Source organism: Achromobacter spanius (assembly GCF_039673305.1).
Taxonomy (GTDB): Bacteria; Pseudomonadota; Gammaproteobacteria; order Burkholderiales; family Burkholderiaceae_B; genus Achromobacter; species Achromobacter spanius_F.
On the sequence record NZ_JBDJLJ010000032.1, the window covers coordinates 48,364 to 60,029 of the forward strand.

The 11,666-nt window shown below is 69.1% G+C and carries 10 protein-coding genes and 1 pseudogene; 6 read left to right on the top strand and 5 right to left on the bottom strand.

Translation table 11 applies throughout. The features are described from left to right. Positions 1-8 precede the first annotated feature (8 nt). A complete protein-coding gene (locus tag ABE485_RS21245) occupies positions 9-1,676 on the top strand; it encodes a long-chain fatty acid--CoA ligase (protein ID WP_346517243.1) in 1,668 nt (555 codons plus the stop codon). A gap of 56 nt (positions 1,677-1,732) precedes the next feature. Here the strand turns inward: ABE485_RS21245 and ABE485_RS21250 are convergent, their stop codons facing one another. From ABE485_RS21250 to ABE485_RS21260, 3 genes are all read right to left on the bottom strand, one after another. Beyond that, on the bottom strand, positions 1,733-2,869 hold the full coding sequence (locus ABE485_RS21250; RefSeq protein WP_346517244.1) for an AAA family ATPase: 1,137 nt from the start codon (positions 2,867-2,869) through the stop codon (positions 1,733-1,735). Further along, a complete protein-coding gene (locus tag ABE485_RS21255; protein ID WP_346517245.1) occupies positions 2,866-3,744 on the bottom strand; it encodes an RNA ligase family protein in 879 nt (292 codons plus the stop codon). The genes ABE485_RS21250 and ABE485_RS21255 overlap by 4 nt, the downstream gene beginning before the upstream one ends. A 309-nt stretch (positions 3,745-4,053) precedes the next feature. Next, positions 4,054-5,187, bottom strand: a complete 1,134-nt coding sequence (locus tag ABE485_RS21260; RefSeq protein ID WP_346517246.1) for a metallophosphoesterase — start codon at positions 5,185-5,187, stop codon at positions 4,054-4,056. Positions 5,188-5,418: 231 nt separating this feature from the next. Here ABE485_RS21260 and ABE485_RS21265 point away from each other — a divergent pair, with 231 nt between their 5' ends. Together ABE485_RS21265 and ABE485_RS21270 are read left to right on the top strand one after the other, a co-directional pair. Next, positions 5,419-5,937, top strand: coding sequence for a GNAT family N-acetyltransferase (locus ABE485_RS21265; protein WP_346517247.1), 519 nt, complete (start codon positions 5,419-5,421; stop codon positions 5,935-5,937). 62 nt (positions 5,938-5,999) lie between these two features. Beyond that, entirely contained in the window at positions 6,000-7,580 is a 1,581-nt protein-coding gene (locus ABE485_RS21270; RefSeq protein WP_346517248.1) for a GGDEF domain-containing protein, read from the top strand. Positions 7,581-7,602: 22 nt separating this feature from the next. Here the strand turns inward: ABE485_RS21270 and ABE485_RS21275 are convergent, their stop codons facing one another. Both ABE485_RS21275 and ABE485_RS21280 read right to left on the bottom strand, forming a co-directional pair. Then, positions 7,603-8,574 (bottom strand): LysR family transcriptional regulator, encoded by a 972-nt coding sequence (locus ABE485_RS21275; protein ID WP_346517249.1) that lies wholly within the window; start codon positions 8,572-8,574, stop codon positions 7,603-7,605. Between the two features lie 20 nt (positions 8,575-8,594). After that, the gene (locus ABE485_RS21280) at positions 8,595-9,614 is read right to left on the bottom strand and encodes a histone deacetylase family protein (protein WP_346517250.1); all 1,020 of its coding nucleotides are present in this window, start codon (positions 9,612-9,614) and stop codon (positions 8,595-8,597) included. Positions 9,615-9,829: 215 nt separating this feature from the next. On the opposite strand from ABE485_RS21280, the gene ABE485_RS21285 reads away from it, so the two are divergent. From ABE485_RS21285 to ABE485_RS21295, 3 genes and pseudogenes are all read left to right on the top strand, one after another. After that, positions 9,830-10,345 carry a sigma-70 family RNA polymerase sigma factor gene (locus tag ABE485_RS21285; RefSeq protein ID WP_346517251.1) on the top strand — a complete coding sequence of 172 codons (516 nt, stop codon included), beginning with the start codon at positions 9,830-9,832 and terminating at the stop codon, positions 10,343-10,345. Further along, positions 10,342-11,295 (top strand): FecR family protein, encoded by a 954-nt coding sequence (locus ABE485_RS21290; protein WP_346517252.1) that lies wholly within the window; start codon positions 10,342-10,344, stop codon positions 11,293-11,295. Before ABE485_RS21285 ends, ABE485_RS21290 begins: the two co-directional genes overlap by 4 nt. Positions 11,296-11,401: 106 nt before the next feature. Beyond that, a pseudogene (locus ABE485_RS21295) lies at positions 11,402-11,666 on the top strand (TonB-dependent siderophore receptor); the annotation flags it as partial.

Genomic DNA, 11,666 nt, shown 5'->3' on the forward strand with positions numbered 1-11,666 from the left:
CCAAGGGCATGCAGCACGCGCATCATCGGTATTGGCCGAAGGGATTGCCGCTGGCCATCAGCCAGCCGCAGTCCAGCCTGTATTTCAATCTGGAGGCGTCTGCCACGCGCTATCCGGCCAAGCCCGCCATCGTGTTCTACGACACGACGCTGGATTACGCGCGCCTCAAGCGCGAAGTCGACGCGATGGCCGGCTATCTGCAGCACGGGGCCGGCGTGAAGGCCGGCGACCGCGTGCTGCTGTTCAGCCAGAACTGTCCGCAGTTCGTCATTGCCTACTACGCCATTCTGCGGGCCGACGCCGTGGTGGTGCCGGTCAATGCGATGAGCACCCCGGACGAACTGGCGCACTATCTTGAAGACAGCGGCGCCAAGGTCGCCTTTGCGGCGCAGGAACTGGCCGGCCGGCTGGCGGACTTCACGCGGGACGGCAGGCTGGATCGCGTGATCGTGCATGCCTATTCGGATTATCTGGGGCCGGGCGACGGCGCGGTTGCGCCGCCGGATTGGATCGCCGCGCCCCGGCGCAAGCCGGACATCCGGGGCGGCGTGCCGTGGTACGGCGCGATGGCGGTCAATGCGCCGCCGTTGCCGCATCGGGCCGGCGCGAAGGACCTGTGCCTGCTGCCGTATACGTCGGGCACCACCGGCCGGCCCAAGGGCTGCCGGCACACGCACGGCACGCTGGGGGCGGCGGCCACGGGATCGCAATTGTGGCGGGGCCTGACAGCCGAGGCCATCATCATGGGTGTCGCCCCGATGTTCCACCTGCTGGGCATGCAGAACTGCATGAACCTGCCGATCCTGCTGGGCGCCACCGTGGTGCTGCTGCCGCGCTGGGACCGCAAGGTGGCGGCGCAGCTGATGGCGCGGCATCGCGTCAGCGTGTGGGCGGCCGCGCCGGCGATGATCGTGGATTTCTTCGCGCAGCCGGGCATCGAGGACTACGACCTGTCGGCCCTGGCGCTGCTGTGCGGCGGCGGGGCGCCCATGCCCGAAGCCGTGGCGGGCATGCTGGCCGATCGCTACGGCATAGTCTTCAACGAGGCCTACGGCCTGACCGAGAGCGCCTCGTTCCTGCACTGCAACCCGATGAACCGCAACAAGCGCCAATGCATCGGTGTCCCGACTTTTGGGGTGGACACGCGGGTGGTGGATCCCGCCACGCTGGAAGAACTGCCGCCCGGCGAAGTCGGCGAACTGGTCACGCGCGGCGCGCAGATCATGCAGGGGTACTGGAACAATCCGGCGGCGGACGAAGCAGCGTTTTTCCTGCTGGACGGCGTACGCTATTTCCGCACCGGCGACCTGGGCCGCGTGGACGACGAGGGCTATTTCTTCATCACCGACCGCCTGAAGCGCATGATCAACGCCTCGGGCTACAAGGTCTGGCCGGCGGAGGTCGAGAATGCGCTTTACGAGCATCCCGCCGTGCACGAGGCCTGCGTGGTGGGCATCCCGGACCCCTGCCGCGGCGAGACCGTCAAGGCGCTGGTGGTGCTGCGCCCCGAGGCGCGCGATACGGCGCTGGAAGAAGAAATGATCGCCTGGGCGCGCGAGCGCATGGCGGCCTACAAGGCGCCGCGCATCATCGAATTCGTGGATGCGCTGCCCAAGTCCAGCGCGGGCAAGATCCTGTGGCGCGAACTGCAGGAGGCCGAACGCGCCACGGCCTAGTGTGCGCCCCACGGGTACGTCGACACGACGCATCCATGGGGCAGTACACCAGCGGGTCAGCACAGGTACGCGACCCGGTGCGCCTCGGTCGGCAGCGGCAAGTCCCAACGGTGCAGCATGCCGGTCAGCGTCTTGTTGGACAGCGACGTGTCGCGGCGGGAATTGCGGCGCAGCAGCTCGGCGCGCGGCTTTTCCAGATACACCAGTTCCACTTCGGCCTGGTAGGCGTACAGCAGGTCCAGCGTCTTCTTGCGCATCAGTTCGCTGAGGTTGGTGGCGTTCCACACGAACGGCGCCCGGGCGCGCAGCAGCGCCTTGGCGCGGTCCGTCGCCAGGTGCGCCACCATGCCTTCATTCTTGCCGTGGCGCAGACCCAGCGCTTCGCGCGCATCGTCGAACGACACCACCGGCAAGTCCGGATGGTTTGCCGCGACCCAGGTGTTCTTGCCGGAGGCGGGCAGGCCCGACATCACGATGACTCGCGAACCGGGCTCCTGGAACAGCGCGTAGTCGGGATGCACGTCCGCGCCGCGGAAGTAGCTGACCGCGGTGTGGGCGTCGGCGAATGCGCGGGGCTGGCCAAAGCAGCCATCCTCGCGCGCCAGTTCGCAAAAGAGGGCGATATTGTGCAGCACGCGCCCGGCGTCCCGGCAGATGCGGCCGCGCATGTCGGCTTCGGCCAGCATGGCCAGGAGCGGAAGGCTCAATTGCCAGGACAGCTCGCGCACGATGAACTCCGGCGATTTGCCTCGGCGCGACCCTTCCAGCGCGAAGAACGGCACCTGGTGCGTGGCGATCAGCCGGCACACCGCTTCGCGCACGGCAAACGGCGCGCCGGCATCCCACAGCGCGATGCGCGCATCGATGGCGCCCTTGCGCGAATGGCCCGGCTGCCCGATGGCGCCCGTGACCGGGTCCACCACCGTGGTGCTGTGTTTGGCCACGTCATGCAGCAGCGCGGCCAGGAACACGATCTCCTGGTCGGCGCGCGAAGCCGCCTGGTATTGCGGCAGCGCCAGCAGCGCGTCCACCACCATCCGCGTATGCGTCCACACGTCGCCCTCGCCGTGATAGCGCGGATCCTGCGGCGTGGTCTTGGCCAGTTCCAGGGCCGGGAAGGCCGCCAGGCAGGCCGCATAGTCCGGGTCCTGGCCGGGGGCGGGCGCCAGCGACTGAATGTCTGCGTAATTCATGATGGCTCCTTGTTCTTGCGGACGGCGCGCAGCGTGTCCCAATCCACCGCGAGGCGCGGCGAATACAGGTCCACGCCGGCGGCCAGCAGGTTGGGCACATACGGCTGTTCGGAATGGTGCATGTCCGAATCCAGGATGGCCTGCACGAAATCGCGACGCACCCATTTGTAGCGGGCGATGGTCCTGCCGTCCGCCTCGGCCTTGATGTACAGCCCTTCCGACAGGTCCGACTTGTCGCATTGCTGCCAGGCGCGGGCCAGGTCGTGGCCCTCGCGCAGCACGGTCGCCTCGAACGCCTCGCGCCAGCCGGCGGTCTTGGCCAGCGATGGCTTGAGCATCGCCTTCAGGTCCGCCAGCCTTGCCGGCGCCGCGCCTTCATACAGCACGGGAACCGACAGCACCGGACCGTCCGCCAGCAGCGCGCGGCGCGCGTCGGTGGACAGGAAGTCGCCCGTGCGGCGGTCCAGCACGTCGAATTCGAAAAAGTGATGGGGCAGCGCGTCGTAGAACACGGAGTGTTTCTTGGACAGCGTTTCGCCGTACATCACATAGCGGTCCTCCAGCCGTTCCAGCAGCCAGTCCGCGTGCGCGGCGGCCCAGGCCTTGATAAAGCTGAACTGGCGTTCGCGGCCCCCGCCCACCAGGTAGTGGCCGCGGGACTGCAGCAGCAGTTCGCCCGAGGGGCTGAAGCTGATGCCGGTGTTGGCGCCGTCCAGTTTTTCTTCGACGACGAGCGTCAGGCCCGCCAGCTTGCGGTAGGGCACGTGGCCATGGCCTTCGTCCCCGTCCTGCAGGCGCGAGCCTTCCAGGTGGGGAGTGCGGGGGTATCGGTAAAGGTCCAGCGATTGCGCGTAGGCGCAGAAATCCAGCGTCATGGGTCTTCTCCAGGATATGGGAAAAGCCGACAACGAAGTCTTACGGGGGGAGGAAGCGGGGGTGGGGTTGTGCTGCGCTTCCTGGAACCGCGCCTGCCGGGCGAAGTGTGCTCATTACATGGCGTCGAGCAGCGGATGCGGGCAGGCTGACCACGGTACCAGGACGGTACTCGTCGGCGTTCAGGCGATTTGACGAATGGCAGACACGGTTGCACCCAAAAGAAGAGGGGTTGTAGAAGCAGGGCCGAATGCTAAGTCAGCGCGGCGGCGCTTGTCAACGCGCCGCCGTGGCTTGTGCGCGACGTTCGGTCAGGCGGGCGGGCCCGCGCGCAGCACGATCTGCGTGATCTCCGACGGGCGGCCCAGCCGGATGGGGAACCCCGGCCACAGGCCCGCGCCGTTGCTCACATACAGCTGCATGCCGCCGACCTGGTACATGCCCGACACGTAGCCCTCGTTGGCCAATTGCGTGAGCAGGTGCAGGCCCAGGATCTGCCCGCCGTGCGTGTGGCCCGACAGCTGCAGGCTGGCGCCCGCCTGCGCGTGGCGCGCCGCGCCGACAGGGCGGTGGCTCAGCAGGATCACCGATGCCGACGGCGGCACGCCCGCCATGGCCGCGTCGATGTCCGGCAGCGGCTGGCCGACGCGCGACGCGGCGCTGTCGGTGATGCCGGCCAGCACCAGGGGCTGGCCGTCGCGTTCGAGGGTCATGTGCTCATTTAGCAGCATGCGCAGGCCGAGTTTCTGGAAAGCCTGCAGCCAGCCCACGTATTCGGCGTAGTACTCGTGGTTGCCCGGGATCGCGACCACGCCGTGCGGCGCCCGCAGGTCGCGCAGGGGCAGCACGTCGTTGGCGCGGGCCTCGGGCGTGCCGTCCACCAGGTCGCCGGTGATCAGCGTCAGGTCGGGCGCCAGCGCATTGGTCCGGGCCACCACGGCCTGCATCCAGTCCGCCTGCAGCAGGCGGCTGGCGTGCAGGTCGGTCAGGTGGGCGATGCGAAAGCCGTCGTACGCGCGCGGCAGCCCGGGCAGGGCGACTTCGATCGTCTTGACGTCGGGCACGCGCACGGCCTGCCACACGCCCACCGCCGACAGGACCGCCGCGGCCGCGGCCAGTCCCGCGCGCAGGCGCGTGCAGGACAGCACCGCGCGGCCGCGGCTGCGCGAAAACGCGGACAGCGCCAGGCCCGCCGCGTCCGCGGCCAACAGGAACACGGCAAGCAGGAGCAGGGCGCCGAACGCCCAGCCCAGCGCCATGATGACGGGGCCGGGCACTTCGGGCGAGGCCATCGTGCCGAAGAAATTGCGGGTGATGAGGTGGTGCTCCGCGGCAAGCAGCAGCAAGGCTGACAGCAGCATTCTTGCGGCGGCGGGCCATTTCAGCGGCCAGACGAGGCGCCAGATGACATAGAGCGCGATAAGGCCTGCGATGACGTGAATCACGTACGAAATCCTGAGGGTCGTTGTTGTTCGGGCCGCGACGGCCGCCGCGATTGCGGTGGTTGCGGCATATCCCGCGAGGGAGCGGTGATTAGACACTGGATCGCGCGAAGGTTCGGTGACAGGAATCGCGGAAGATTCCGCGCGCGCACAGGTTCGGAGTCAGGGAGCGTCGGCGGGGCGGGCGCACGCCGCGTAGAATTCCAGCCGACTGAACTTCGGAACCGCCAATCCATGCTGATTCGTCCCGCCCGCCCGGAAGACGCCGCGCTGCTGCCCGCGATCGAAGCGTCCGCGGCCCATCTGTTCCGCACCGCGTCCGGGCTGGAATGGATCGCCGACGACGGCGTGCTGCCTGTCGCCACGCACCTGCGGCTGATCGCGCAGGGAACGGTCTGGGTCGCGCAGGCGCCGACGGGTGCGCTGTGCGGCTTTGTCGATGCCGAAGCCTTCGGCGATGCCCTGCACATCTGGGAACTGGCGGTGGATGCGGACCATCAGCGGATGGGCGTCGGCGGACTGCTCATGCGCCAGGCCCGCTTGCACTCCCGCGCGGCGGGCCTGGCGGAAGTCACGTTGACGACCTTCCGCGATCTTCCGTGGAATGCGCCCTGGTATGCGCGGCAGGGCTTTTGCGAGGCGGACGCGCCGCCCGGTTCGCGGCTGGCGGACGTGTTGCGGGCCGAGGCGGGACACGGCCTGCCCGTGCAGCGGCGCGTGGCGATGCGGCTGCCGGTTGCCGACGCCGCGTGAACGCCTGGAAAACGAAAAGATAGTTCGGTATCCTGCATTTTTCCGGCTGGGCCTGGAGAATCATGGCAAAAGAACGCAAAGTGCGCTTGTTGACCGTGCTGATCTTGCTGGCGGTGCTGAGCGTGGCCATCGGCTTTTTCAACGCGATGTATGCCGGGTACCAGGTGCAGAAGGCGCAGGCGGTCAGGAACACGCTTGAATCCAACCTGGCCTACGCGCAGAAGCTGGCCGACGTCATCAACCTGTATATCCATGCCGCGGACCGGCAACTGACCGCCAGCGCGGACCGGATTATTGAGGCGGCCCCCGCGCCCGACGCGCTGACCCGCGAACTCTCTCTTGCCGCGGCCAGGATCGAAGGCGTTACCGCGGTGCTGCTTGCCGACGAAGGGGGCAACGTCACGGGACGGTCCGACAGCGGCTTGCCCCAGCTTGCCGCAATCCGCAATCTCAGTGACCTGGGCGTGCGCGAACTGCGGGTCGGCCAGTGGGTCAGCCCATGCTGCCTGCCAGGCAGCAGGCTGACGACGCTGACCCTGGTGGAACCCGTTGCGGGCAAGCCTGGCGCGTCCGCGGGCTATCTTGCGGCCATTGTGGTGCTGGAGCGCGGCAGCGGACTGGACCGGCTGATCGGCCAGCACGCCTATGCCGACGGCACTTCCGTGTACCTGGTGAATGTCTCGGGCCAGATGCTTTACCGGCACAGCGCCGCGGGCGCGGACGCGGACGTGGTCAGTTCGGTCACGGCCAACATTTCGCCGGTGTCGGGGCCGGGCGCCGCGCAAATCCGGGACGCGACCGGCGAGCCCGTGCTGGCCGGCTACGTGCCGCTGGTCAAGGGAAACTGGGCGGTGGTGGTGCAGCGTCCGCTGGACCAGGCGCTGTCGCCCCTGAAAACCCTGGTGGGCGAATCGCTGCTGTTCGCCATTCCCGCGGTGGTGCTGACCTTGATACTGGTCTGCGCCTGCGCGTACGCCATCGCAAGGCCTTTGACCCGGCTGACCGGCGCGCTTGCGGATCCGGAGCCGGCAGGCGCGCAGGCCCTGAAGGCCAGCACCCGCAAGACCTGGTACCACGAGGCCGAGACGCTGCGGCAGGCGCTGGCGGCGACGCTGGCGCAGCATCGCGACGAGGTCGGACGCCTGAACACGCAGTCCATGACGGATCCCATGACGGGCCTGATGAACCGGCGCGCCTTGCGCGCCCGCATCGGCGAACTGGTGGCCGCCGGCTCGCCGTTCGCGGTCATCGCGCTGGATCTGGACCATTTCAAGCAGGTCAACGACGTTCATGGCCATCCGGCCGGCGACAAGGTGCTGGTGGCAATGGCCAGGACGCTGCAGGAAAACCTGAGGCCGGACGACACGCCGTTCCGCGTGGGCGGCGAAGAGTTCATGGTGCTCGTGCCCGCGTCCTCGCCGCAGGCGCCGATGCTGGCCGCCGAGCGGATCCGGGCTGCCGTCGCGCAACGGCCGATGCCGGATGGCGTCGGCCATGTGACCGTGTCGGTCGGCGTGGCGCTGTGGCCACGCGACGGCGAATCGCCCCAGGAGGTCATCAAGTGCGCGGACCAGGCCCTGTATCTGTCCAAGCAGGGCGGACGGGACCGGGTGACGCGCTGGGCTGGGGGCGCGCCGTCCTGAGCGGATCTTCGCCCGCGCCGTGCTATCCGGCGCGCGAGTCCAGCGGCGTCAGGCTCAGGAACCGCTCGAACGCGGACAGGAAGGCAGTTTCGGCCGCCGTGGGCTTGCGCTGCCTGTGCCAGGCCAGGAAGACGTCGATTTCCGCCACGGCTTCGCCGGGCGGCAGGCGCCGCAGCTCGCCGCTGGCGACGTCCTGTCGTATCAGGTGTTCCGGCAGGAAGCTCAGGCCGATGCCCGCCACCACCATCCGGCGGATCTCTTCGATGTTCGGGGACGTGCCCACGATCCGTCCGGTGAAGCCCTGCTGGTCGCGGAAGATGGTCAGCGGAGACAGCGTGTCGCCGATCTGGTCGCTGGTGAAGCAGACGAAGTTCTGGTCCATCAGGTCTTCGATGCCGACGCGCTGGCGCGCGAACAGCGGATGGTGGCGGCCGCAGACCACGGCGTAGCGGTGGCGCAGGAACAGGCGCAGTTCCAGCGCCGGGACGGGCTTGCGGCACAGGCAGATGCCCAGCGCGGGCACGCGCTTGCCCAGGGCGTCCAGGATGGCGGCGCTGGGCAGCACGTCGATATGGAATTCGATCCGGGGATGGCGGCGATGGAACTGCGCCAGGAAATCGTCGTAGGCCGGGCTTTGCACTTTGCTCATCACCAGCAGCCGCAGCGTGCCCGCGACTTCCGCCGTGTCCCGCGCGGCGGCGTTTTCGATGCGGGCCATCGTGCCGTACATGTCGCGGGCAATGGCGTAGATTTCGTCGCCCAGGCCGGTAAGGCGGAATTCGCCGTTGCGCCGGTGCAGCAGCATCCCGCCCACCGCGTCCTCCAGGCGCTTGAGCGCCTGGCTGACGGCGGGCTGGCTCAAGTGCAGGGCCTGGGCGGCCCGGCCCACGCCGCGCTCCTGCACCACGAACATGAAGGTGCGCAGCAGGTTCCAGTCCATGCGCTCGGGCGCAAGCAGGGCCGGGGCGGGGGCGCGGGCGGGCGGTTGCGGCATGGGCGTTGCGGGCAACCGGGTCAGGCGCCGGCCAGTCCCGTGAAGAACCGCGTTGCGTTCGATTCCAGCCCTTCGATGTAGTAGCCGCCCTCCTGCACGATCAGCGTCGGCAGGCCCAGGCCGCCGACTTCGCGGCCCAGGCGCTCGAAGCCGTCCTCGGTGACGCTGACCATCGCCTGCGGATCCTTCTCGAAGATGTCGAAGCCCAGCGACAGCACGAGCGCGTCGGGCTGGAACAGGGCGATCGCGCGGCGCGCCTGCGCCAGGCGGTCGAAGAACACGGACTCGGGCGAACCGTGCGGCATGGGCAGGTTGATGTTGTACCCGTAGCCTTCGCCGACGCCGCGCTCGTCCTCGAAGCCCGCCACCACCGGATAGAAGTTTTCGGGGTCGCCATGGATGGACACGTACAGCACGTCGCTGCGGTCGTAGAAGATTTCCTGGATGCCCTGGCCGTGGTGCATGTCGGTGTCCAGGATGGCCACGCGCGGGAAGCGCGACGTCAGGCGCTGCGCGGCGATGGCGGCGTTGTTCAGGTAGCAGAAGCCGCCCGCGGCATCGCGCCGCGCATGGTGGCCGGGCGGGCGGCAGATGGCGTAGGCGCGGCGGTCGCCCGCCAGCAGCGCTTCGGCGCCCGCGATGGCGCACTGCGCGGACCAGTACGCGGAATGCCAGGTCTTCGGGCCGACAGGGCAGCTGCCGTCGGCCAGATAGCGCCCCGCCTTGGCCAGCACGCCGCGCAGTGCGTTGGGTTCGCGCACGAATACGTTCGAGACCACTTCGCCGCCCCAGTCGCCGGGCAGCTTCATCCAGTCTTCGTGGGCGTCCTGCAGGAAACGCAGGTAGTCCAGCGAGTGCACGGCCGACAGCGCGCCGGCGCCGTGGTCGGCCGGCGCCTCGACATCGAAGCCCAGCTTGCGGGCGGCCTGCACCAGCCCGTCCAGGCGCGACGGCACCTCCTGCGGCGTGCGCATCTTGCCGCGCGAAAAGTAGGTCTGCGGATGGTGTAGCTTCTGATCGTCGTGGAAGTATGCCTTCATGCCGGGAACCCCTTGGATTGGATTGCCTGTTATACGCGCGGCGGCCGCATAAAAGGAAATTATGAATTCTTATCCGGCGTATTTGCTGTGCTTATGGGTGATAACCCTGAGAGGGAGGCAGGCGCGGCGCGGCTGCGCGGCCGGCGTTGTCAGCGGGGGGCTTAATCTGGATAATTGCGACTGCTTCCTATTCAGCTAATTTGCCAGCGCGCCTCATGCCGACCTCCGAGCAATCTCCCGCCCTCGCCGTGCAGCGTCTTTATGACGCGCACCACGGGTGGCTGTTCGGATGGCTGCGCCGTCGCCTGGGCAACAGCGCGGACGCCGCGGACCTGGCGCAGGACACGTTCACCGGGCTGCTGGGCGCCTACCGGCGGCGGGCCATGCCCGACCTGCTGGAGCCGCGGGCCTATCTGACCACCATCGCCAAGCGCCTGATGGCGGACATGTACCGGCGCCTGGCGCTGGAACAGGCATACCTGGAAGCCCTGGCCGCGATGCCGGAACGCCATGCGCCTTCCGAAGAGCAGCGCCTGGCGATCTTGCAGACGCTGCGCGAAGTGGATGCGCTGCTGGCGGCGCTGTCCGAAAAAGTCAGGGCGGCGTTCCTGCTGTCGCAGCTGGACGGGCTGACCTACGAACAGATCGGCGTCGAGCTGGGCGTCAGCGTGCGCACGGTCAAGCGCTACATGGCCGAGGCCTTCACGCACTGCATCCTGGCCGCGGAATGACCGCCGCGACAGGCCCCATCGATCCCAAGATTGCCGGCGAGGCCGCCGACTGGCTGGTGCGCCTGCATTCCGGCCGCTTTTCCGAAGCCGACCGCCTGGCCTGCGAGCGCTGGCGTCAGCGCAGCGCCGAGCATGACCGCGCCTGGACGCGCGCGCAGGCGGTGCTGGCCAAGCTGGGCGGATTGCCGCCGGGCCTGGGCCGCGCCACGGTGGACGCGGCGGCGTCGCGCCGCGCCGCGCTGCGGGTGCTGGCCGGCCTGATCGTCGCCGCACCCGCGGGGTGGCTGGCGTGGCGGGCGGCGCCATTGCAGTGGACCGCCGACTACGCGACGCGCAGCGGCGAGCGCCGGCGGATCGAGCTGCCCGACGGCAGCCTGCTGGTGCTCAATACCGCCAGCGCCGTGGACCTGGACTACGATGGCGCGCAACGCCGGGTGCGCCTGCGCGAGGGCGAGATCCTGCTGCGTTCGGCCCATGCGGAGCCGCCCGATCCGCGGCCGCTGGTGGTGCATACCGCCGAAGGCAGCGCGCAGGCGCTGGGCACGTACTTCGCGGTCAGGCAGATGCAGGACCGCAGCCGCGTGGCGGTCATCGAAGGCCGCGTGCGCGTGCTGCCGCGCGCCGCGCAGGCGGGCGTGGTGCTGGAGGCCGGGCAAAGCGTGGATTTCTCGGCCGTGGCGGCGGACTCGCCCGCCCCCAGCACGCATCCGCCGCAGGCCTGGCTGGACGGGGTGCTGTACGCGGACAACCAGCGACTGGCGGATTTCCTGCAGGAACTGGGCCGCTATCGGCCGGGCATGCTGCGCTGCGACCCGCAGGTGGCCGACCTGAGGATATCCGGCGGCTTCCAGGCGGACGACACGGACGCCGCGCTGCTGGCCGTGTCGCGCAGCCTGCCGGTGCGCGTGGTGTACCGCACGCGCTACTGGGTCAGCGTCGTGCCCGCCTGAAGGCGCAGCGCCGGGCGATGGCCATCTGAAAAAAAACTTGGCCCCTTTTTCGATCTCGCCCGACAAGTCCATAAAGCACCTTCGCTTGCACTCTGTCGGGATCAGCATGACTTCCAGCTTCAACCCTCTCGCGGCCGGGCCGCGATGCCGCGCCGCCGCAGGCGCGCTGTGCGCCGCGCTGGCCATGGCGGCGCCGCTGCCGGCCCAGGCCCAATCCGGCGCGTCCAGCCCGCCGGCCGCCGGCCTGGCGCGCTTCGACATTCCCGCGGGTCCGCTGGGGCCGGCGCTGACCGCGTTCGCGGGCGCCGCGCGGATCAACCTGTCGGACGACCCGGCCCTGGCGGAAGGCCTGCGCACGGCGGGCCTGCTGG

Coding starts and splice junctions, on each gene's coding strand:
- ABE485_RS21290 (WP_346517252.1), top strand. CDS start 10,342: ATGACCGCCGCGACAGGCCCCATCGATCCCAAGATTGCCGGCGAGGCC.
- ABE485_RS21280 (WP_346517250.1), bottom strand. CDS start 9,614: ATGAAGGCATACTTCCACGACGATCAGAAGCTACACCATCCGCAGACC.
- ABE485_RS21275 (WP_346517249.1), bottom strand. CDS start 8,574: ATGCCGCAACCGCCCGCCCGCGCCCCCGCCCCGGCCCTGCTTGCGCCC.
- ABE485_RS21285 (WP_346517251.1), top strand. CDS start 9,830: ATGCCGACCTCCGAGCAATCTCCCGCCCTCGCCGTGCAGCGTCTTTAT.
- ABE485_RS21270 (WP_346517248.1), top strand. CDS start 6,000: ATGGCAAAAGAACGCAAAGTGCGCTTGTTGACCGTGCTGATCTTGCTG.
- ABE485_RS21250 (WP_346517244.1), bottom strand. CDS start 2,869: ATGAATTACGCAGACATTCAGTCGCTGGCGCCCGCCCCCGGCCAGGAC.
- ABE485_RS21255 (WP_346517245.1), bottom strand. CDS start 3,744: ATGACGCTGGATTTCTGCGCCTACGCGCAATCGCTGGACCTTTACCGA.
- ABE485_RS21265 (WP_346517247.1), top strand. CDS start 5,419: ATGCTGATTCGTCCCGCCCGCCCGGAAGACGCCGCGCTGCTGCCCGCG.
- ABE485_RS21245 (WP_346517243.1), top strand. CDS start 9: ATGCAGCACGCGCATCATCGGTATTGGCCGAAGGGATTGCCGCTGGCC.